The organism is Chitinophaga niabensis (assembly GCF_039545795.1).
Taxonomy (GTDB): Bacteria; Bacteroidota; Bacteroidia; order Chitinophagales; family Chitinophagaceae; genus Chitinophaga; species Chitinophaga niabensis_B.
Genome location: NZ_CP154260.1, coordinates 6,487,163 through 6,510,338, shown reverse-complemented (window position 1 = coordinate 6,510,338; position 23,176 = coordinate 6,487,163). Strand labels below are relative to the sequence as shown.

General features: G+C 45.5%; 12 protein-coding genes. 2 read left to right on the top strand and 10 right to left on the bottom strand.

Annotation, left to right across the window (positions count from 1 at the left end):
- Nucleotides 1-13 precede the first annotated feature (13 nt).
- The 7 genes from AAHN97_RS26170 to AAHN97_RS26140 form a co-directional block, all read right to left on the bottom strand.
- Nucleotides 14-3,148 carry a SusC/RagA family TonB-linked outer membrane protein gene (locus AAHN97_RS26170; protein ID WP_343305030.1) on the bottom strand — a complete coding sequence of 1,045 codons (3,135 nt, stop codon included), beginning with the start codon at nucleotides 3,146-3,148 and terminating at the stop codon, nucleotides 14-16.
- Between the two features lie 356 nt (nucleotides 3,149-3,504).
- Nucleotides 3,505-4,887, bottom strand: a complete 1,383-nt coding sequence (locus AAHN97_RS26165; RefSeq protein ID WP_343305029.1) for a RagB/SusD family nutrient uptake outer membrane protein — start codon at nucleotides 4,885-4,887, stop codon at nucleotides 3,505-3,507.
- A 4-nt stretch (nucleotides 4,888-4,891) separates the two neighbouring features.
- On the bottom strand, nucleotides 4,892-7,732 hold the full coding sequence (locus tag AAHN97_RS26160; protein WP_343305028.1) for a SusC/RagA family TonB-linked outer membrane protein: 2,841 nt from the start codon (nucleotides 7,730-7,732) through the stop codon (nucleotides 4,892-4,894).
- Nucleotides 7,733-7,959: 227 nt separating this feature from the next.
- The gene (locus tag AAHN97_RS26155) at nucleotides 7,960-9,426 is read right to left on the bottom strand and encodes a SusD/RagB family nutrient-binding outer membrane lipoprotein (protein ID WP_343305027.1); all 1,467 of its coding nucleotides are present in this window, start codon (nucleotides 9,424-9,426) and stop codon (nucleotides 7,960-7,962) included.
- 23 nt (nucleotides 9,427-9,449) lie between these two features.
- Nucleotides 9,450-12,707 carry a SusC/RagA family TonB-linked outer membrane protein gene (locus AAHN97_RS26150; protein WP_343305026.1) on the bottom strand — a complete coding sequence of 1,086 codons (3,258 nt, stop codon included), beginning with the start codon at nucleotides 12,705-12,707 and terminating at the stop codon, nucleotides 9,450-9,452.
- A 503-nt stretch (nucleotides 12,708-13,210) separates the two neighbouring features.
- Nucleotides 13,211-13,912: an IS1595 family transposase gene (locus AAHN97_RS26145; protein WP_343305025.1), complete on the bottom strand. Its 702-nt coding sequence runs from the start codon at nucleotides 13,910-13,912 to the stop codon at nucleotides 13,211-13,213.
- Nucleotides 13,913-14,155: 243 nt separating this feature from the next.
- Nucleotides 14,156-16,558, bottom strand: coding sequence for an efflux RND transporter permease subunit (locus tag AAHN97_RS26140; RefSeq protein ID WP_343305024.1), 2,403 nt, complete (start codon nucleotides 16,556-16,558; stop codon nucleotides 14,156-14,158).
- A gap of 120 nt (nucleotides 16,559-16,678) precedes the next feature.
- Here AAHN97_RS26140 and AAHN97_RS26135 point away from each other — a divergent pair, with 120 nt between their 5' ends.
- Together AAHN97_RS26135 and recO are read left to right on the top strand one after the other, a co-directional pair.
- Nucleotides 16,679-18,850 carry a hypothetical protein gene (locus AAHN97_RS26135; RefSeq protein WP_343305023.1) on the top strand — a complete coding sequence of 724 codons (2,172 nt, stop codon included), beginning with the start codon at nucleotides 16,679-16,681 and terminating at the stop codon, nucleotides 18,848-18,850.
- A gap of 18 nt (nucleotides 18,851-18,868) precedes the next feature.
- A complete protein-coding gene (gene recO / locus AAHN97_RS26130; RefSeq protein WP_343305022.1) occupies nucleotides 18,869-19,603 on the top strand; it encodes a DNA repair protein RecO in 735 nt (244 codons plus the stop codon).
- Here the strand turns inward: recO and AAHN97_RS26125 are convergent.
- From AAHN97_RS26125 to ftsH, 3 genes are all read right to left on the bottom strand, one after another.
- Entirely contained in the window at nucleotides 19,600-20,364 is a 765-nt protein-coding gene (locus AAHN97_RS26125) for a UDP-2,3-diacylglucosamine diphosphatase (protein ID WP_343305021.1), read from the bottom strand. The two genes, recO and AAHN97_RS26125, sit on opposite strands and share 4 nt — an antisense overlap.
- Before the next feature lie 76 nt (nucleotides 20,365-20,440).
- Nucleotides 20,441-21,076: a LutC/YkgG family protein gene (locus AAHN97_RS26120; RefSeq protein ID WP_343305020.1), complete on the bottom strand. Its 636-nt coding sequence runs from the start codon at nucleotides 21,074-21,076 to the stop codon at nucleotides 20,441-20,443.
- A gap of 1 nt (nucleotide 21,077) precedes the next feature.
- Entirely contained in the window at nucleotides 21,078-23,114 is a 2,037-nt protein-coding gene (gene ftsH / locus AAHN97_RS26115) for an ATP-dependent zinc metalloprotease FtsH (protein ID WP_343305019.1), read from the bottom strand.
- Nucleotides 23,115-23,176: the final 62 nt, after the last annotated feature.

The window sequence follows — 23,176 nt, the reverse complement described above, 5'->3', positions numbered from 1 at the left end:
TTTAGCTTAAACATTAGAATCCTGCTCTAAGGCCCAGTGTAAATGTGCGTGGTAATGGTACACCGCGGCTATCCACACCAAAGGCAACGTTGGCCTGACGGTTGGTATTGATCTCAGGATCTGCACCTGAATAACCTGTGATGATAGCAGCATTATTCACAGATGCAAATACCCGCAAAGCCGTCATGTTTAATTTCTGCTTCACACCCGGGAAAAGATAAGCCAGCATGATCTCCTGTACACGCAGATAGTCTGCTGATTCAAGCCAGCGTGTAGATGTTTGCGTAGTGATATTATCCCTCAGGAATAATTTGGGTGTGATGGTATTGGTGTTGGTAGGTGTCCAACGGCCTTTGATCTCTTCAATATTATTCTGGAAGAAGTTGGTCATCATACCCTGCCTGGTAGCATTGATCACGTAGTTGCCTCCGCTGTATTGTAAGGTAATCCCTAATTCAATGCCTTTGTAAGAGAAGGTATTGGACCATCCGCCATACCAGGTTGGATAACCTGTTTTGTCATCCAGGTAAACGGCATCTGCTCCTGTGATAGCAGTTACTTTGGCTGATCCGTCAGGAGTTGTCCAACGGTCTGCTGTAGCAAGGCCGGGACTTGGGTTGTACATTTTTACCGTACCGTCTTTCGCCAGGAATTGCCCGTAACCTGTGGTTGGGTTTACACCTGCCCAGCGAATCATATAGAACACGCCTAAAGGTTTACCTACACTTGCCCTGCTGGACCCGCTCACGATATCATTTTCATCTGCGAGTTTGGTAACCCTGTTCTTGAGGATAGTAAAGTTGGTGGAAGTGGTCCAGTTGAAATCTTTTTTGGCTATGGGGTTTGCCGTAACCGTCAATTCAAATCCCCTGTTATACATTGCGCCGATATTGGTAGTTACAGAAGAACCCGGAACACCAACGGTACGTAATACCGGGGCAGCAAGGATCAGATTGTCCACATCATTATTAAAATAATCGAACGTGATGCCTAATCTGTTATTCAGCAGTGACATGTCAAAACCGATATCCAGTTTTTTAGATGTTTCCCATTTAAGATTGGGGTCTCCGATCTGTGATACAGATAAACCATTCACATCAGCATACTGACCTCCGCCATACAAAGTTCTCCATGCATATGCGCCCACTTCAGAGCTACCTACGAGACCATAACTTGCACGGATCTTGAAATCGTTGATGGCTTTGATATTATCCCTGAAGAAAGATTCTTCGGAAACACGCCATCCTGCAGATACACCAGGGAAATAACCACGCCTGTTATTGATGCCGAAGCCGGAATAGGCATCTGCCCTGAATACACCTTCTATATAATACTTGTTCAGGTAATTATAGGTGAGTCTTCCGAAGTAAGAGTCAAAAGCATCTGCTCTTGCCACACCACCCGAGAAAGTATTGGTGGTACCTGCGTAGAGGCCATCATAAATACTGGTAAAATAACCGTCTGCCAGGTTACCCTGCCCGGTATATAATTCAGTACGTTTACTATATTGGTATTCCATCCCCGCTGTTAAAGCAACTGTATGTGCCTGATTGAATGTATGGGTATAGGTAGCGAAGTTGGACCAGTTCCACTGGTTGATGCGCAGCAGGTTTTCCTGTACCAGCCCGTTAAGACCAAAACCGTTACCGGCCTGATCAGGTCCGCTGTACTGGTCTTCAAAGTTCTGAATGAAATCCACACCAAAACGGGAGGTGATCTTCAAACCTTTAATAGGAGAAAGCTCGCCGTAGATGTTACCCATGGTACGGTTAGAGATATTATCATTCCGGCCCATGTACACAGTGGTGAGCGGATGGAAGAAACGGTTCAAACGGTTCGTAGCTACGTTCACGTTATTACCGTCTGCCAGATCGCGGTTAGCGGCAGAGAGATAATATCCGCCGTAAAGACCAGTGTTATTATAGATCGGCACATTGGGCGGAGCATTGTAACCGGCAAAGGTGGCGCCGGCCAGTAAACCGTCAGACAGCACACCATTGTTCACACCTTTGGAAGAATAGAGGCTTACCCCTACTTTCAGCCAGGTTTTGGGTGTAACATCCAGGTTGATGCGTACAGAACCACGGCGCAGCCTGTTAGTGATCACTATACCATTCAGGTCAGCATAATCAAAGGCGCCATAATACTGCGCTTTTTCATTACCCCCGGAAACGGATACACCATGATTTTGTGCGAAGCCTGTTTTAAAAACTTCTTTTAACCAGTCTGTACGATCCGGTTTGCCGTCATTGTTTACATCAATATCAACGGCAATGGGTGGAAGATTTAAGTTAGCGGCCTTTTCATTCTGAATGGCGGTGAAATCTTCTCCATTCAATACTTTAGGCAGCCGTGCTGCTTTTGCCCAGTTGAAATCACCATTATAGGTAACGGCAACAGTGCCTTTTTTACCTCTCTTGGTGGTGATCACTATCACGCCATTGGCTGCACGTGAACCATACAGTGCAGCGGCTGCAGCATCTTTCAATACGTTAATGGATTCGATATCGTTAGGGTTGATATCTGCAAGGGGATTAAAGCGGGTACCGTTACCACTATTGAACACGTTCAGGTTGGTGCCGCTGATCAATGGAATACCGTCCAGTACGATCAATGGAGCAGTTGCGTTGCTGATGGAGTTTACACCGCGGATGCGGATAGTAACAGCATCACCAACAATGCCGGAGGTAACATTCACGTTCACACCGGCAGCCAGGCCATCCAATGCCTGGTCAAAACTTTGTACCGGTTTGTCGTTGATCTTGTCTCCGCCTATAGTAGTGGCGGCAACTGTAGCATCTTTCCGTTTGATGTCCACATAACCTGTTACAATCACTTCCTGCAGCGTTTTATCGTCCGTATTCAACTGAACGTCCCTGCTGCTGCCTGCAGGCGCTTGAAATTCTACGCTGCCATAACCAATAAACGAGTATACCAATACATCGGTGGGTTTGGATATTTCTATCCTGTAATCACCATTTGCATTGGTAATAGTTCCTTTGGATGTGCCTCTGATGGAAACGGTAACACCCGGTAGCGGGGCACCATCTTTAGAATCGGTTACTCTCCCTGTAATAATACGGGATTGGGCGAGGAGTTGCCCACAAAGCATAACCGAAAAGAAAATGAAGAGTATCACTCTTTTCATATCGATTAGATTTTGGTGTAAACTTATCTTGCTGAGAAAAAGCCTGTCGTTGTTGAGATCGGGTTCTGTTAACGGTAAAAGCCGGGTTAAGTACAATTCCTTACTGATGTTGCTTTGGGTCGTTGATCAATGCTCTATAATAGTAATTTACGAAACATTTATCAAAAAGCTATCTTGATCAGTGAAAACAACATGAATTAAATAAATAATATTTGATATATCTGATTATTTATGTATCTGTGAATCTATTCGAAACTCCATATATTTATCATGATAGCGCGGATTTTGCTATATACAGAAAAAGCTGATCTTCAAACAGATCAGCTTTTTTAATATTTATTTATAACTTGATAAGATTAGTTGTATTTAGGGTGCTGGGAGATGTTTTCGTTTGCCTGAATTTCTCTCAAAGGAACAGGCAGGTAATATGCTTTATCCGCAGCCGTTAGTCTTGTAGAAGTGGGTGCCTGTATAACATCTGCGGTTAAACGGGTAATATCCATATTTTTTCTGCGGAGGTCTAAATAACGATGTCCTTCAAAAGCGAGTTCTTTAAATCTTTCCAACAGTATGGCATCCATCAGGCTGGCCGGGTCTGCAAAAGTTTGCGGCGTGTAGCCATTGATGCGTTGTGTGCGTAATGCATTGAGGTCTGCAGTACCGGCATTTAATCCTGTTACTCCTTTTGCGGCATAGGCTTCTGCGCGGATCAGGTACATTTCAGCTACGCGGAAAAGTTTAATATCCACGAGGTTAGCCAGTGCAGGTTGCCCGCCAACATACTTTGTCACAGCCCATCTTGCCGGAGAAAGCTCTCTCATGTAAGTATTGAAACGCACATCGTTTGATGCATCCATTACCCCTCTTAATTCAGCAGAAGGTGCGAACAATATCTTATCTGAACCATCCCGGTAGAAATCGCCGAACTTGGCATCCTGTGCTTCGCGTTTTAATTCCCATACTACTTCCACATTGTTTTTATCCAGCCAGATGTCCGGGAATTGTGCTATGGTGGCCAGTGGCATGGCATTGATCACTTCGCTTGCATAGGTAATGGCTGCATCCCAATTCTTTTGCCATAAAGCGGCCCTTGCCTGGATGGCAGATACAGCCTGTTTTGTAATACGGCTGCGGTTGGTAAATCCAGCGGGGATCAATCCTTTTGCCAGTTCCAGATCTGCATTGATCTGTTCAAATACTTTACCTACGGTTTCCCTTGCAGGTTTTCCTATCTCCGCTGTTTTCATTAAAGGCACACCGGGAGAAGCAGGTTCATAGTCCACTGCATATAACCGCAATAATTCAAAATGGCAATATGCACGCAGCGTGAGCAGTTCTCCTTTGTATTGATTGCGCAGGGTTTCTTCCTGTGGTGTGGCATACACTTCATCAATTACATCCAGGATGCGGTTGGCACGGTCCAGCACCTGGTAAAAACTTTGCCAGGGAGCAATGGCTTCGGGATTTACGGGATCCTGCCGCCAGCTGTACATCAATGTACCTCGGCCTGTATTATTCTCCAAGGGCCACATGGCTTCATCAGCAATCAATGTATTGGTGCTGATGGTGTGCGTAGATAAACCTGCGTACACACCCAATACACCGGCATTCACATCATCTATGGATTGGAAGGCCAGTGTTTGATCTATTATCTCCGTAGGTTTAACATCCAGGTCTGCAAGGCAGGAGGATGCAAATACAAGGAAGAGGATCGGCCACTGTTTATTTAATATTTTCATTTCCTTAGAATTGTATACTCAGGCCTGCTGTGATGGTGCGCGCAGCAGGATATTCAAAAAAGGCGGTGCTGTTATTATCCTCCGGATCAAAACCCGTCCAGCTGGTGAACGTTAATAAGTTCTGGCCCTGTACATAGATCATGGCGCTGCGCAGCAGCTGTGTGCGTTTCACGATCTCAGCAGGGATGCGGTAAGCCAGCTGCGCATTCCTTAACCTTACGTAAGATGCATCCTGGATATCACGGGAAGTGAAATTACGTGGTTCAGCAAACGAAGGCTGATCTGTAATATCTCCTGGTTTGCGCCAGCGGTCCAACCATTTCCGGGATTGATTGCTGGATGCAAACTGATTGCTGTTAAGCAGGTAATATTCTTCTGAATTATACCTGTACAGGTCCTGTGCAAAAGAGAAAAATACTTCTGCGGAAAAATTCTTCCAGTTCAGCCTGCTGGTGATACCACCTGTATACAGCGGATCTATTGTTCCAAATGTTGCCACACTTTGTGATACCACATTGTAATTAGTGGTAAGTGATCCATCCCTGTTATAATATTGTGCCTTCCCTGTCTGCGGATCTACACCTCCCCATTTTACAATGTAATGCGTATTAACTGGTAAGCCTACACGTATTATGCTGGCCCCCTGTGTAAATTCATTCACGCCACCAAGACTGACCACTTTATTCTTATTATAGGCCACATTAAATCCTGCAGACCAGGTGAGGTTTGCATTCCTGATAATATCTCCACTTAGATCTATTTCAATTCCCCTGTTGCGGATTGCACCAGCATTGATCTTGCGGCTACTGAACCCACTGGTTTGAGAGATCTGCTGATCTAAAAAGATCCCTTCCGTGCGTTTGTTATACCAGTCTGCGATCAGGCGCAACCTGTTATCCAGGATAGCCAGGTCTACTCCTACATTAAATACCTTCATATACTCCCAATCGTAATCATCATTCCCTACAGCGCTGGGTATAATTGCCGGAGAGCCATCGTAACGGCTGCCGCCATATCCTGCAGCATAAGCAAAGTTAGAAGAGAAAGGAGAAGCAGAGGTACCATAACTGCTGCGGAAACGAAGGGTGTTGATCCATTTGGCAGCCGCCAGGAAGGCTTCTTTTTTCAGGTCATATCCTGCTCCCACTGCATAGAAATTATGCCAGCGGTTACTCTCCGGCACGGTGGAAGAACCATCTCTGCGGAAGGTTACATTCAGGGTGTATTTGTCCTTATAAAGATACCTGGCCAACGCAATCCAGGAAGCCAATGCAGAACCTGTTCTGCCTCCTTCCGCTTTAGGGATAAATCCATTCAGTGCGGAACCGGGTGTTATGCCGGAAATAGTTCCTGCCAGGCCGGGTGTGATGCCATAACCGGTAAGCTGCATACTGGAATATTTCATCCTGTTAAACTCATAGAATCCTGCTAGGGTAAGCTGGTGTATATCTTTCAGGGTCCTGGAATAAGTTAATCCACTCACTGCGGTGAACTGGAAATAACGAGCCATTCCTTCCGCATGCATTCCCTGCCTTCCCGGAATGGAAGACTGGCCGCCACTGTATGTTCCGGGTTTGATGGTACGTACCTCAACATTTTCCCTGTAATCAAAACCCAGGTTGCTGCTGGCATAGAGGTAGTCTGTAAAATTATATTTCAGTGCGGTGGTGAGTGTACCTTTTAATTGATTGACGTTATAGGTGGAGCTCTGTAATCTTTCCAGTGCATCTGAACCCTCCCGTGTATCGTATGTTCCGCCGAAACGTGCTTTGTTACCGGTATGTACCAGTTGCCCATTCACGTAAGGCTGTTCATAGGGCAGGGCATAATAAACCGCAGCCATGGTATTGGTGGTGCCGGGAGAGCCCTCGCTTTCTATGAGTTTGTTATTCGTATAACCCACAGCGGTATTAATGGCTGCCGTAAAACGTTTGGAAGTAACATCCAGGTTTGTACGGAAGCTGTAACGTTCTATACCGGAACGAAGGGCAATACCTTCCTGTTTATAATAGTTTGCAGCGGAGTAAAAGCGGATGCCTTCTGTTCCTCCGGATGCACTTAATTCATATTCATGAAAGGGTGCATTGTTACGTAAAAAAACATCTCTCCAGTTGGTATGGATACTTCCAAGGCTATCCAGTATCCTTGCGTAACGTTGTTTTTGTGCCTGTGGTAATGCGGCGTTGGCTGGGTTCTTATCAGAAAAGATCCAGCCGGCACCAGTGATCTTACCTGTTTCCAAACCTACTTCCTCTTCAAATTGCAGGCGTTCTTCCGTGTTCATTACATTGAAGCGGGAGCGTGTAGGTTGGGAAACGCCATGCTGTGTATTAAATGTAAAAGTGAGTTCGCCGGCTTTACCTCTTTTAGTGGTGATGAGTATCACACCATTTGCACCGCGGGAGCCATATAGTGCTGTAGCATTTGCATCTTTAAGCACGCTGACGGATTCAAAATCCCCGGGATTCATGGTCATGAAAACACCGCTCTCTACTGCAATCCCATCCACCACATATAATGGTGAAACAGAACCGGAGATAGTTGCCTGGCCTCTGATAACCACTTTTGCGGCAGCACCCGGCTGGCCGCTACCGGATGCAACATACAATCCGGGTGCACGGCCCTGCAGCATCTGGTCGAAAGACGCCATAGGGATCTTGTTGAGCTTGCCTCCCTGGATAGTAGATACAGCTCCTATGTATTCTTTACGTGTTGCAGTATTGTATCCCGTGATCACTACTTCTTCCAGGATCTTCTTTAACGTGTCGGTTTTCCCCTTATACTGTTGTGAAACGCCGGGAATGCTTATAGCTATGGCGAGCCATAAGAGTAGCGCTTGTTTCATATGATTTGCTTTATGCCTCGTTCCAGAAAATGAATGTGTCTAAACCCCCAAGCGCACAAGATACTGATTTTCAACTGATAGAGTACTACACAAAGATGTTATGGTTTTATTACATAAAGAAATGCCCTGCTGGCGGGCGTTTTTGTTTTTTACTTAAAGATTAAGGGGTTGCAAAAAGCATTTTACGCTTGTTGCAACCCCTTAATAATTATCTGGTGAAATCTGTGTTATTTATCCCACCAAACCGGAACATCCAATTTTTCGGCGCCGGGGAATTTAGCATTTGTGGTGAGCTCTGTGTTAGGATAAGGCAAACGTAAAGGGAATTTACCAGCTCCCAGTGCCCCTACTTTAGAGACAACAAAGAAGGATGGGAAACCAGTACGGCGCCATTCTGTCCATGCTTCGAAAGTTTGCTTACCATTCATGGCATAATATTTCTGCGTGATGATGGCTTTTATCTGCGCATCATTAGCATTACTGGCAGGCCATTGTGCATCAGGTGCAGCTGCAATGTATGCAGGTGCTGCTGCTGTGATGCCATTAGCAGTAAAGCTGGCTGTGATACCACTATGGAAGAGTGTTGCAGGTGTACCTGCTAACCATCCGCGTACTGCTGCTTCTGCCTGCAGGAAATAACTTTCTGTAGCAGAAATGAATATTACAGGAGCCAGCGCAGAGTTGTTATCATCACCTAAACCACCAGTTGCAGCACTTGGGAAAGAAACAGCAAAGCCGGGGATTGTACCATATGAACCTTGCGCAATACCTACGATGGTATCAACTTCAACACCATTGTATTCATTTGTAACAGTGGTATACAATACTTTCAGACGGGGATCCTTATTAGCTGTCATAGCATCAATTGCAGTAGAGCTGGCTACCAGGTTCTGCGTTCTGCCTAAACCAAGGATCTCTGCGAACATTGGATTTTCATTACCTCCTGAAGAAGAGTAAATGATCTTTGCATCTTTTTCCAGGAAAGTAGCATTAGCAGTCTGTAATGCTCTGATACCAGCTTCTGCTTTAGCAGGAGCTGCTTTAACGATCCGCAGGTATGCTCTCAGTTTGAGGGTGTTTGCAAATCTCCTCCACTGGTCCATATCTCCGCTAAAGAACAGATCTTCCGCACCAGGTTTGAGTTGGTTAGCGGGATCGATCAGTGCCTGACCTTTGCTGATCCAGGAGAATATACTATCGTATACTGCTTCCTGTGTATCATATCCAACGCTCAGGCTGTCTCCGCCTTTCAGTGCTTCCTTTAAAGGAATATTACCCCAGGCATCTGTGGCCATCTGGAAAGTGTAGGCTTTCAGCAGATAAGCGATAGCACCGTGTTGAGAGAACTGACCGTAATTTTTGATCACACCCTCGTAGTTCTGTAAGGCATTCCTCCAAATAATCAGCCATGGCCTGTCTGACGAAGTACCTGGATTCAGATAACGGTCATTGGTTTTGTATTGGGAAGAAAACGGACTTTGCGTCCAATATTGTGCCCACAAACCAGAGTTGATACCGAATTGATTACTTAACACATGGCTGGTGGAGGCAGCAGCCGAAGGAAGCAGCAATTTAACATCTGCTGTAGTAGGCTTGTTGGGATTCTCGTTCACATCCAGGAATTTGCTACACCCGGTGCCCATTATCGCCAATGAAAGCGCTACTGTTGCTATTTTGATTTTCAATTTTGTCATTTTCAGATAATTTGCTTGAGCTATTAAAAAGAAACCTTCAGGTTAAAACCAAAATTCCTTAAGGATGGCTGAGCTGTAAAGTCAAGACCTTGTTCGTTAGATGCACCACCTGAGTTTACTTCCGGATCTACGTATTTGTTAGATTTCGGCGTCCAGAGGAACAGGTTGTTTCCGAAGATACCGATGGATACATCTCCAAAAGGACCTCTGTTTAACAGTGATTTAGGCAAACGATAAGAAAGGCTGGCTTCTCTCAATTTAACGTACGAAGCGTCTACAATATGTTGACCGGAAGGGATCAGATCCGTCCAGTAGTCAATCATGTTGTAATTTATTGTGTTGGTGACATATTTACCGGAACCAGCTGGTGACTCAATAACAGAGTTCGGGAATGGGTGATCAAGGCGGTGGCCTTCAGCACTTTCTTCAGAAGCACCAAAGAATGCCAGGTCATCTTTTACTTTAGAGAAGAATACACCACCTTGTTTTGTATCGAACAATGCGCTGAAGCTCCAGTTCTTGTAACTGATGTTAGTTCCAAGGGAAGCCTGGTAGTCAGGATTGTAAGAACCCAGGTACTGTGGTAAAGTAGTGAGCAAAGGCAAACCGGTGTCTTCATCAACTATTACCTGGCCACCTGGTGTTCTTTGCAGCGTTAGTGCATAGAATGTACCGTAAGGTTTTCCTACAGCAGCAACGATACTCATACCACCAAATCCTCCGATCACAACCTGGTCAACACCTGGCAGCAATTCTTTCACTTCACTTCTGTTGCGGGTATATGTACCAAAGAGTTCAACAGTGAGGCCATAAGATGTTCTTATTGGCGTTCCGCGTAAACCTAACTCAATACCTTTGTTCTGGATAGAACCAGCGTTAATACTCTTGAAGGAGAAACCTGTTGGTACAGGAATAGGAATGTTGAGGATCTGGTTCTTTGATCTGTTCTCGTAGTAAGAGAAGTCAACAGTTAACCTGTTATCAAAGAAGCCCAGTTCAGTACCCACTTCAAATGCAGTAGTGATCTCAGGTTTCAGATTAGGATTACCGATGTTGCTAGATTGCATTAACCCTGGTATACCATTGAAAGGGAAAAGGGTTACACCAAAACCACCGGTATTAATGCTGGTACGCTCATAATAAGTTTCCAACTGATAAGGAGCGGCATCGTTACCCACCTGTGCCCAGCTGGCACGGATCTTACCATAATCCAGCACTTGTGCTATTTTGGAATCCTTCATCAGCTCTGTGAATACGAATGAACCGTTCACACTTGGATAGAAGAAGGAATTGTTACCCTTAGGCAAAGTAGAAGACCAGTCGTTACGTGCAGTAGCTCCCAGGAACAACATGTTCTTATAAGCGAGGTTCAGGTCTGCATACACACCAATGAGGCGGCGGATATTGTAATCGTTCACTGCCTGAACAGGGCCGTTACTGTTACCCATGTTATACCATCCAGGTACTACCAGACCGCCTGATGGGTTGGTTTGTACTTCAGATACAGAGAACTGACGCTGACGGATGTTGTTGCCCACCATCAGGCTCGCCTTGAAGTCTTTACTGAAATCTTTCCTGGCAGTGATCATGAGGTCGTGTGTGATCTCATTGAGGGTGTAGTTATCCTCTTCGTACTTACCGTTTTTGGTTTTAATGTTGTCTGCTAAAGTGTATTCACCGGAAGTGAGATCAGCAGGTTCATACCTGTACTTAGGATATTTGAACTTACGACGGTCAGAATAAATATCAGCACCCAATCTTTCCACTACATCCAACCATGGGGTTGGTTTGTAAGTGATAGCGAAGTTACCGTTCATACGGTCAACATTCTGCAGGTTTCTGTATTGCTGCAACACCCAGTAGGGGTTATCTGTATAAGCACCGTAGTAACCATAAGTTGGGTTACCGGCGGCGTTTGTGGTATTACCATAACTGGCGTATGGATTGTCCATGTTTTTCAATGAACTCAGCGGAATATCACGTGGTGTTCCAAGTACGCTCGCGTAAACAGAACCGGGGCCTTGTCCACCCTGTACCATGTCTCCATTGATCTTGGTATAGTTGATGTTCACGCTGGTAGAGAACTTGTTGCTCAGTTCAGCAGTACCGTTGAAGCGGATACCATATTTGTTGAACTTATCATAGTTACCAGGCATTACTCCATCTGAGTTCAATGCGTTCAGAGACAGGAAGTAAGTGGTTTTATCACCGGAACCGGACAGGGAAAGGTTATTATTCATTGCTTTACCTGTTTCGAAGAAATCCTTCACGTTATCAGGGATAGCAGAGTAAGGTTTTGTTTGCCTTACACCATTGATCTCCTGACCCCATTCCTGGTTTTTACCATCAAATGCTTTACCCCAGCTCCAGTTTTCTTTTGGATCGTTGTGAAAACCATCGGGGTAACCAGCCTGAGGGTAACCTTGTCCGAATTCATTTTGGAAATCAGGCAGTTTCAGGATACGGGAGAAAGTGGTGGCATTGTTGAAAGTGATCTGTTGCTTAGCACCTTTTTTACCGCTTTTGGTAGTGATGATCAAGGCACCGTTAGAAGCGCGTGAACCATACAATGCAGCAGCGGCAGGACCTTTCAGGATAGAGATAGATTCAATATCGTCCGGGTTGATATCATTTCCCCTGTTACCAAAGTCAACAGAAGAACGGCTGTCCTGTGCCAGGGTAGCAGAAGCGCCACCACCCATGATGTTGGTGTTATCGATGGGCACACCATCTACTACCATCAGGGCCTGGTTGTTACCAGAAATAGAGGAACCACCACGTAATACGATGCGGGAAGAACTACCCGGTGCAGAAGCTGTACTGGAGATATTTACACCGGCTACTTTACCGGCAAGGCCGTTCAAAGCACTGGTGCTTTGGCCTTTTGTAAGTTCATCGCTCTTTACAGTAGGTGCTGCATAACCCAGCGAACGTTTATCCCTGCGGATAGCGTTTGCGGTAACAACAGTTTCAGTCAGTGTTCTAACATCCTGACTTAATACAACGTCCACTTGTGTGCCGTTGATCTTTGCTTCGACATCTTTCATGCCGATAAACTTAACTACAAGCGCAGTTACGCCATCCGGTACGTTCAGGGAATAAACGCCATCGGCATTAGTTACAGTTCCAACATTTGTTCCTTTAGCTAAAATAGTAGCGCCAATAATGGGCGTACCGTCCTCAGCAGCCGTAACCTTTCCTTTGATGGTTCGACTCTGCGCCAAGACCTGTCCTGATAGGGATATCAGGATCAGGAAAAGTGCGGTTAGACCTTTCCTCATAAGCATAATTTAGTTGTTTAACGAAATTTTAACACTCAAATATAAATTACTTAACGGTTTTTTAACGCAATGCGATTGTAATTTTTTTGGAGGAGCCATAGATTTTTTTTTAAGTAATGAATAAATACTAGATAAGTTCTTCGTATGGAAGGAGTGCCTGCTTCCAAAGCCGGGGGAGGCTTTAGGGGGTTCTTAAAAAAGAAAAGCAGGCGACAAGATTATCACCCGCTTATCATCAACCAAAATCTAAATCGAGACTCTTTATGATATTTTCATTGCCGGACCAAGGTTCGGCTATATGTCTTCTATTGGCTGTAGTGGCTAACAGCAAAGGGTCTACGAACATGTACAATTGGGTTACACGGCCGCAGGATGATATGGCGTTATTTGGCCATATCAGGTGATTTGATAATGTCTTTTTCATAAGCGGTGAGATCTTGGTTAATCCAATCTAAGTTTTCAGGATTGAATAACCATACCCGCTTATTCAAGAAATTACCCGGTCACGATAAGTTCAAAGGGAATGTTTTCAAGAGATTCATCAGAACATTGTACAGATCATCATTCCGGTAGTTGTAGCGGAATTCGCATTCTTTGAGGTGCAGATAAGCTGTGTTGCGGTTCAGGCCCTTGAATTTGGCCAACCGGTGTTTGGTGAGCCCCCAGAAACCATCTACATCATCCAGCAATGCCTTACCGGCATCCGCATCATGATGCCCGTTCCCCAGATGATACAAGCGGTACTGCCCAAGGTCCACTACTCCCTGAAAACGACGGATACGTTCCGTACTGCCTACGGTTTCCAAAACACTGCGCCCACGCGCAATAGCCTGGATCATAGACCTGCTTACATCGGGAAGGATCTCGGTGAATACTTTGTTGTCCTGCTTGTAGATTCCAAAGATGACGGGCTTTATAATACGATCAACGTCTGCCTTTACAGCAACGGCCGTATCATGAGCGTCTGTGTGAGAATGGCTCCTCTGCAGCCATGTAGCTGCATTGGGCGTAGATTCAGGTTGCAGGGACTCGCAATACTTTACGATCTGCAATCTTATCTTTTTCAGGTAACTGTTGATAGTTACTCTGCTAACCCCGCTGATATTTGCAATCTGCGTGGCGGTCAAGTCTTCGGAGAATAACTTAAGTATCTCCTTAAACTTGCGCTCGGACAAATGAGCGCCTTTTAGGAACTTATTTTTCATGGACTAAGAGGTTAGAATGGCATTATAAACCTCTTACTTTTTCTTCTGTATATATAATGCTTTATTATAAACGGCGATTAGCAGATGATGAACGTAGCCCACTAGATTATTTTAGGCGGGGGATCAAAAAAAATCCGTGGTATTGAGCCACGGACTAAGGTTTTGCGGGGGACACATCCAAAAAAATTATCATGCCCCTTTTATATTAATTTGTTTGAGCGGTAAAATTGAAGGATAAGCGTTTTAATCAATTTTCTCATCCAGGCCTATCTGACCCAGCTCAAGATCCGGCTCTTCATCCAGCGGTGTCCATTCCTTCTTCTTTGCTCTCTTCTGAAGGGCCTTTTCCATCCATAACAGCAGGGCAGGCAGGATGGTAAGATTGGTGATCATGGCCATTACCAGTGTGAGGGAAGTAAGCCAGCCCAGTGCTTTTGTGCCCTGGAATTCAGAGAAGGCAAAGATCATGAAGCCGGCAAAAAGGATCAGCGAAGTATAGATGATACTGAGCCCGGTTTCATTAATTGTCTGCCTAACGGTAGCGGATATATCCAGATTATTCTGCGGTAATTCCTGCTTGAAATTTACGAGGAAACGGATGGTAACGTCTATGGCTATACCCAAAGCAATACTGAACACCAATACCGTAGATGGTTTAATGGCAATGCCCATCCAGCCCATCACTCCGGCGGTAACAACCAGAGGTATAATGTTAGGTATCAATGAGATCAGCAACATCCTCCAGGAACGGAAGAGGTATAACATACAGAAGATGATCAGCACAAATGCCAGCAGGATACTTTCCATCAAACCGTTGATAATGAAACGGCTTCCTTCAAGGAAGATGATGCTGGTACCGGTGAAGGTCACTTTATACTGTGCAGTATCAAAGATGGCATTTACCTGCGGGCGCAAAGAATCTATCAGCCGTGGCAATTCCACGGAGCCCACATCAGCCATGTTCACACTTATGCGTGCTACCTGACGGGTACTGTCCATAAAGGAAGAAACCAGTTTGGTGAAGGTGGAAGCCTCTCCGGATGCATTTTTCATCCGCAGATAAGGAGCCAGGAAGCCAATGTCAAACTGGTTTGGGACGGCATAGTTCAAACTATCCCCTCCATAATAAGCCTGTTTCGCAAACTTGATCCCTTCTGCCACAGAAAGCGGACGGGCACATACGGGTTGTTCTGCTATTAACTTACTTACTTCATCGAGCTTACTGAGTGTTTGCAGGTTTACTACCCCATTCTTCTTTTTGGTATCTACCACTATTTCCAGGGGCATTACTCCTTTGAAATTCTTCTCGAAGAACTTCAGGTCTGTATAAAGCTTATCTGATTTCGGAATATCATCTACAATAAACCCTACAGACTTCAGGCGCATCATACCCAGGATGGCAGCCCCTACCATTAATACCGTTACCAGGTATACCATGGGGCGGTATTTGAACACCAATGTATTGAGCAGGCCCAGCACGGAACAGAACATCTTGTTTTCCAGGTAGCTGGTATGTTTTGTTTTGGGTGGCGGTAAATAACTCAGTACGGATGGTAAAAAGATAAAGGAGATCAGGAAGATGAGCATGATGTTCACACCAGCCACTACCCCAAAATGTTTGAGGATGGCGCTATTGGTGAAATAGAACACACCAAAACCAATAGCCGCCGTGAGATTGGTGAAGAGGGTAACAATACCCATCTTTTGTACCATGCGCACCAGGGCTTTTGATTTGTTGCCATGCAAGGCATATTCCGTATGGTATTTATTGAGGAAGTATACGCAGTTAGGGATGCCTATCACTACAATCAGCGGAGGGATCAACCCTGTGAGCAATGTGATCTTGTAGCCGCAAAGCACAATGGTGGCCACAGACCAGATCACACCAATGGCCACAACGATCATACTCATCAGTACAGCACTGAAGGAACGGAAGAAAGCGAGCAGGATCAAAGCAGTGAGCACGAAAGAGATCTTCAGGAACATCTTCAACTCATCAGCTACCTTGGTGGCCATGATGGTACGGATCATGGGAAGACCGCTCAGCTTTACTTCTATATTATGCTTTTTACCAAAAGCTTCGGCTGTTTTAGTAATGGCCTCCACTACTTCTATCCTTTTTACGGAATTGAGGATATCTTTATTAATATGTACGGCTATCAGGTATGAGTGGCTGCTGGCACTGTATAAAAGTCCTTTGTAGAAAGGAAGGGAATGAAAAACTGCAGCAAGGCTATCCAATGTGGCCTGGTCCTGCGGTACGGGCTGGAAGAGTGTTACGGCTTTGAGTTTGCGGGTGCTGTCGTCTTTTACGAGATTGATAGCAACGGGGATGCTCAGGGTATTTTCCACGGCAGGGATCTTGCGCAGATCATCATTCAGCTTCACGTATTCTTTAAAGAATTCCAGCTGAAAGAGACTGTCGGTTTCAATGCCTACCACCATCATGTTGCCGTCTTCGCCGAACTTGCTTTTAAAGTCCTGGTATTCAAGGAACTTAACGTTGTCACGGGGAATTGCGCCTGTAAATTCGTAGGACAATTCTACCTTGCTGGCGTAATATGCCATGATGCCTGTGCCTGCAAATAACAAAGCCAGTAGCCATAAACGGTATTTCAGTACAAATCCTGCCAGCCGCTGCCACATATATATTATATGTTTTGGTAAGGTCACAAAGGTAATAATGAATTTATGAATTTTGAATTATCAATGATGAATTGAACGATTTATGCATAAAGGATTATTCGTAATTGTTATTTTTGAGGTATGCGCATAGCCCCTCCTTTCCTTTCTCTCCTGTTGTTTTGCTCCCTTGGGAGGGCGCAATCCGTTCCCATAGGGCAATGGCGGGAACACTTCCCTTACCGGCAGGCAGTTTCCATTGCCGCAGGAGGAGAGCATGTTTATTGCGCCAGCCCTTTCAGTTTGTTCTCAGTTTCGCTGCAGGACAATGAAATCACGCGTTATAGTAAAGTGAACGGGCTGCACGATGCGGGCATTGCCGGTATCGGGTATCATGAAAGCAGCCAGGCCCTGGTGATCGCTTATAATAACAGCAACCTGGATATTCTCCGGAAAGAGAACATCATTAATATACCGGACATCCTGCTCAGGCAAACCTCCGGAGACAAAAGGATCTATCATATTGCATGCTGGGGCAACCATGCTTACCTCTCTACGGGCATAGGGATCATTGCCGTAAACCTGGAAAGGTTTGAGATCACGGATACTTACCTGAACATGAAAGTCAATGCAGTGGCAACAGATGACCGTTATTTTTATGCAGCTACGGCTACCGGCATCAAACGGGGATCACTGCAGGGCAGTAATCTTGCGGATCCGCAAAACTGGATGGATCTTCCGCAACCGGGTGTTGTAACTACACTGGCCAATATAGGGCAGCGGGTGATTGCGCAGGTGAAGGATACTTTATTTATATGGAATCAAACACAGTGGGACCGCTGGTATACAGACGGGCAGGTGATCAGGGGAATTACTGCTTCCGGTAATGCTTTATTTGTGAGCCAGCCGGGGCGTGTGCTTCAACTCTCCGCCACAGGAACCGTAACGGCTACTTTTCAAAGTACCTCTCCTTCCGGAGCAGTGAATGCAGGGAACAGTACATGGATAGCAGACAATGGTAAAGGGCTGCTCAAATATAATAATGGTGTGTACCAAAACCTTACGCCCAATGCTCCTCCGGATATCGTAAGAGGAGAAATGATCGTTCATCAGCATGCGCTCTGGGCTGCCGCAGGAACTGTTACCACCAACTGGCAGGGCACTGGTAATAAGAGTGGTGTATTTAAGTTTGAAGGGGATGAATGGCAAAGTTATCAGACCACAGATTCACTTGCTGATATTGTTACAGTAGCAGGTACAGCAGATGCAGTATATGCCGGTTCTTTTGCCCGGGGGCTTTGGAAGGTGGGTAGTACGGTTGTAGAAAACCCGCCTGCCCAAGTAAGCGGACTGGCAACGGATAAAGAAGGAAATCTTTGGGTGAGTGATTACGGTGCGCAGAATAATTTACTGGTGAAAAAGAAGGATAACAGCTGGTTGCAAATTTCCATTCCCGTTTTTCATATAGCCAGGGCAGTTAGTCAGATACTGGTAGATGATGCTGATCAGAAATGGATTGTTTCGCCACGCGGGAATGGCGTATTTGTTTTTAATCATGGCAGCAGTATCGACAATACATTGGATGATCGCTGGAAATTGTATCAAACCGGTGCAGGACGTGGAAACCTGCCATCAGATGAGGTGAAGTGCATTGCGAAAGATCTGCAGGGCTGGATATGGATAGGTACTACCAGGGGTGTTGGAGTTGTACAATGTGCTACGACAGCGCTTTCGCCGGGAGGTTGTGAAGCCGTGCTGCCCATTGTGCGGCAGGATAATTTTGCAGGTTTCCTTTTTCAGAATGAACAGGTGAACACGATAGCAGTAGATGGCGCCAACCGTAAATGGGTGGGCACACAAAATGGTGTATGGCTGATCAGTCCAGACGGGGAGAAACTCATTCAACATTTCAATACAGGCAACAGCCCCTTATCCAGCAATATTATATACCGGATAGTTGTACATCCTGTAACGGGCGAAGTTTTCTTTGCCACTGCTACCGGGCTTATTTCCTGGAGAGGTACGGCCACAGAAGGAAGTACCACGCAGGGAAAGGATGTACTGGTATTCCCCAATCCGGTGCCACGGGGTTATGAAGGCACCATTGCCATTAGAGGTCTGGTACTCAATGCTATTGTGAAGATCACAGACATTACGGGTAAACTTGTATTTCAGACCCGTGCCCATGGCGGACAGGCTGTTTGGAATGGAGTAGATTATACAGGGCATCGTCCGCAAAGTGGTGTTTATCTCATTTTTGCTTCCAATGAAGATGGTCAGGAAAAATTGGTCACGAAGCTGGTATTTATCCATTGATGTACGACTTTTGCAGATATGCTGCATAAAACACCCGGAATAGTTCTGCGTACGGTTAAATATGGCGATGCCAGCGTTATCCTGAGTATTTTCACGGAATTATTCGGGATACAATCCTACATCGTGAATGGCGTGCGTTCCTCCAAACCTAAAGCAGCAAGGGGGAACATCCTGCAGCCGGGGAATATCCTGGACCTGGTGGTTTATCATAACGATCAGAAAAACCTCCACCGGATCTCAGAATTCAAACTGGGGCATGTGTATACTTCCATGCATGTGAACATTGTAAAGAATACGGTGGCCTTATACCTTATTGAACTCTTACAAAAAGTACTGCGGCAACCGGAACATAATCCGGAACTCTATCAATTTGCAGAAAGTGTATTCAAAGCTCTGGATACGGAACCTACTGCAGTAGCCGCCAACCTTCCTTTATACTTTACCCTGAAACTGGCTATACATCTCGGTTTCCACTTCGGTGGCCATTATTCTGAATACACGCCTTACCTGGATCTGCAGGAAGGGGTATTCACGGATCTGCCACCACATCACAGTAATTACCTGGATGAAGTTTCCAGTGAAATAACGGATCGCCTGCAACAGGTGGTATATGCTGCTGATCTTGGGAAGATTGAATTGAATAAGGAAAGAAGGAGGAATATGCTGTACGCTTACCTGGATTTTTACAAAGTGCATCTTCCTGATTTTAAGGAACTGCACTCCCCTCCTATATTACACGAGATACTGGGTTAAGGTTTGTAGTATTTCAGTTCCAGCGTGTTGCCATCAAAAACACCATAGGAATTATAATTGAGCCAGTCGCCCAGGTTCACATATCGACTGTTCTCTCCTACATTCAGGTCCAGTGGGAGGTGGCGGTGCCCGAAAATAAAATAATCGAAATGTTCTTTCTGCAGTATTTCTTTACTGTAAATGGCCAGCCATTCATCCTGCTCTCCCAGGAACTGTTCCAGTTCAGAACCTGTAGCAGCACGGCTTTTGCGGCTCCAGTAATTGGCCATGGAAATACCCCACCTGGGATGTAAACAGGAAAACAACCAGCGGCAAACGGGGTTACGAAATACTTTCTTGAGGAATTTATAACCATGATCACCGGGGCCTAAACCATCTCCATGGCCGATATAGAATTTCTTGCCGGCAATGGTATAAGTCTGTGGTTCATAGTAAACGGGGATCTGCAATTCATCTTCAAAATATCCATTCATCCACATATCATGGTTGCCGATGAAAACGGAAATGCCAATGCCCTTGTCCCGCAGTTCTGCCAGTTTACCCAGCAGGCGGGTATACCCTTTGGGGATCACATCTTTATATTCAAACCAGAAATCGAAGAGGTCGCCCACCAGGAAGATGTGCTGTGCATCTTTTGCCGCTTCTTCCAGCCAGCGTACTATCAGCCTTTCCCGCTCGCGGCTCTTTTCCATATCAGGAGCACCGAGGTGAAAGTCCGAAGCAAAGTAAATACGCTTGTCTGCAGGCAATAACAATTCCATGATCCAGCTTAAATGTAAAATGCAAAAGTGATGATTTCCTTTTGCATTTTACATTGTTTGTATTGATTAAAAATATCTATTCGTCCAGTAAGAACACATATACCTCTTTAGGTCCGTGTACTCCCACTACCAGTGTTTTCTCGATATCTGCCGTACGGCTTGGGCCGGTGGCAAAAGAGATCATGGATGGAAGCTGACCGGGGTATTTCTCTTTCATTTTGCTGATGCCGTCTTTTATATCCAGTACCAGTTGATGCGTGTAGGCAATCACAATATGGATGGGTGCAAAAACCGGCAATGCTCTTCCTGAAGGCTGCGCTGCGCTCATGATAATACTTCCTGTGCGGGCTACGAGCCATTCACAATCTGTAATGGCTGCATCCAGTGTATGTTCATCCCCTACGTTGAGGTAGGCTGGTGAATATGGCTGCAGGATCTTTTCCAGCGCAGGTGTTTTACAATGTACGTGCGTCCATTCTTTATTCACTACCAGGGCCTGCAGATTTTCTGCCAGCTCATCGCGTGAAGAACAGAAGATAAACTTGCCTTGCAGGCGGGTGAATTCTTCTGCGAACTTCATTTCCAAACCATCATGTGCTGTTTCAAACACAGAGTTGTTTCCTTCCGCATGCGGAAATGGCAACTGCACTGGCTGGCTGAGCGCATTCCTGACTTTCTTCAGGATATTTTCTTTGGCAGGAGATACTTTCATCCTATTCTGAGATCACATTTGCCGGTGAAGGATTGATAATATCTGTAGGATGAACACCATCAAAGCTGGTACCTTCCTTGTTAGGAACGATATGTTCTTTGTGCGTCTCGTAAGGGCGTTTGCCGATGAGGCGCTCCAGGTCATCTTTATAGAGTACTTCTTTCTTCAGCAGTTCGCCGGCCAGTAATCTCACGTTATCCATTTTATCAGCCAGCAGTTTTTTAGTACGCTGGTATGCCTGGTCTATCAGCAAACGTACTTCATGGTCGATCATTTTGGATGTTTCTTCAGAGTACGGTTTGGTGAAAGCCTGATCGCTGTTAGGATCGTAGAAAGAAACGTTACCGATCTTATCGTTCATACCGTATACAGTGACCATAGCATAAGCCATGCGGGTAATTACCTGCAGGTCGTTCTGCGCACCGGTAGATACTTTACCGAATACCAGGTCTTCTACTGCGCGGCCACCAAGGGTCATGCATATATCGTCCATGAGTTGTTCAGTATTATAGAGGTATTGTTCTTTCGGCAGATACTGAGCATATCCCAAAGCAGCAACGCCGCGTGGAACGATGGTCACTTTTACCAGCGGGTTAGCATGTTCCAGGTACCATCCGCAGATAGCATGGCCAGCTTCGTGGTAAGCGATCACTTCTTTTTCTTCCGGAGAAATGATCTTGTTCTTTTTCTCCAAACCACCAATTACACGGTCGATCGCATCATTGAAGTCGTCCATTTCCACTTGCGTTTTGCCTTTACGGGCAGCAATCAAAGCTGCTTCGTTACATACGTTGGCAATATCCGCTCCGGCAAAACCGGGGGTCATGGAAGCGAGTTTTTTGATATCGAGGTTTGGAGATGTTTTGATCGGTTTCAGATGCACATCAAAGATATGCTCACGGCCAGCCAGATCTGGTTTATCAATAGAGATCTGACGGTCGAAACGGCCGGGGCGCAATAAAGCGCTATCCAGTACATCCGGACGGTTGGTGGCTGCGAGGATGATGATACCACTGTCTGTTCCGAAACCATCCATTTCTACCAGTAACTGGTTGAGGGTGTTTTCGCGTTCATCGTTGCTCATCATTACGTTCTTACCACGGGCGCGGCCGATAGCATCAATTTCATCGATGAAGATGATACAGGGTGCTTTTTCACGTGCTTGTTTGAACAGGTCACGTACACGGCTTGCACCTACCCCTACGAAAAGCTCCACGAAATCGGAACCGCTCATAGAGAAGAAAGGTACTTGTGCTTCACCGGCCATGGCTTTTGCGAGCAGGGTTTTACCTGTACCCGGAGGGCCAACCAGCAATGCACCTTTTGGTATTTTACCACCTAATGAGGTGTATTTCTTTGGATTTTTCAGGAAATCCACGATCTCCATCACTTCCACTTTTGCTTCGTCCAAACCAGCCACATCGTTAAATGTGATGTTCACCCTGGTGCCTTTATCAAATAAAGTGGCTTTGGATTTGCCGATATTGAAGATGCCACCTGGTCCGCCACTTCCACCGGAAGGGCCTCCCATTTTACGCATCAGCAGGATCCACATACCAATTAAAAGCAGGATGGGCAATAATATCTGCATCAATGGATCGAACCAGTTCTGACGATCCTGGAAGGATACGTTCATCTGATCCGCCAAAGGAACATCAGCTTGTGCTTTGTCCAGTTCTTTCTGGAAACCTTCCACGCTACCAATTGTGAACTGATAGTGCGGGCCGGGATTAGGCTGACCGAAACGATTTTTATTCACTGCATCATACTTCGGATCGTTCAACCGATCTTTCTTGATGTAGATCTCCACCACCTTTTTATTCACTACAACAAGTTTGTCCACATCTCCTGTACGCAGGAATTCCTGCTGGAATTGTTTAAAACCGGTGAGTTCTTTCGGTTGGTTCTTTAAGTCAATAAAGTTCATAGCCAGCAGGGCTATCCCTATAAAGGCATAAACCCAGTATATATTGAACTTTGGTCCTTTTTTTGGAGATTTATCGGATCCCTTGTTATTGTTGTTGCCTCCTTTTTCCATGATCGTTCGCTCCTTTACGAATGAGTGTTGTCTTTTTATACAAATAATTAATACAAAACCGG

What these genes read in the sequence shown, in the direction of transcription:
- AAHN97_RS26170 (WP_343305030.1), bottom strand. Translation starts at nt 3,148, where the DNA reads ATGAAAAGAGTGATACTCTTCATTTTCTTTTCGGTTATGCTTTGTGGG.
- AAHN97_RS26165 (WP_343305029.1), bottom strand. Translation starts at nt 4,887, where the DNA reads ATGAAAATATTAAATAAACAGTGGCCGATCCTCTTCCTTGTATTTGCA.
- AAHN97_RS26160 (WP_343305028.1), bottom strand. Translation starts at nt 7,732, where the DNA reads ATGAAACAAGCGCTACTCTTATGGCTCGCCATAGCTATAAGCATTCCC.
- AAHN97_RS26155 (WP_343305027.1), bottom strand. Translation starts at nt 9,426, where the DNA reads ATGACAAAATTGAAAATCAAAATAGCAACAGTAGCGCTTTCATTGGCG.
- AAHN97_RS26150 (WP_343305026.1), bottom strand. Translation starts at nt 12,707, where the DNA reads ATGAGGAAAGGTCTAACCGCACTTTTCCTGATCCTGATATCCCTATCA.
- AAHN97_RS26145 (WP_343305025.1), bottom strand. Translation starts at nt 13,912, where the DNA reads ATGAAAAATAAGTTCCTAAAAGGCGCTCATTTGTCCGAGCGCAAGTTT.
- AAHN97_RS26140 (WP_343305024.1), bottom strand. Translation starts at nt 16,558, where the DNA reads ATGTGGCAGCGGCTGGCAGGATTTGTACTGAAATACCGTTTATGGCTA.
- AAHN97_RS26135 (WP_343305023.1), top strand. Translation starts at nt 16,679, where the DNA reads ATGCGCATAGCCCCTCCTTTCCTTTCTCTCCTGTTGTTTTGCTCCCTT.
- recO (WP_343305022.1), top strand. Translation starts at nt 18,869, where the DNA reads ATGCTGCATAAAACACCCGGAATAGTTCTGCGTACGGTTAAATATGGC.
- AAHN97_RS26125 (WP_343305021.1), bottom strand. Translation starts at nt 20,364, where the DNA reads ATGGAATTGTTATTGCCTGCAGACAAGCGTATTTACTTTGCTTCGGAC.
- AAHN97_RS26120 (WP_343305020.1), bottom strand. Translation starts at nt 21,076, where the DNA reads ATGAAAGTATCTCCTGCCAAAGAAAATATCCTGAAGAAAGTCAGGAAT.
- ftsH (WP_343305019.1), bottom strand. Translation starts at nt 23,114, where the DNA reads ATGGAAAAAGGAGGCAACAACAATAACAAGGGATCCGATAAATCTCCA.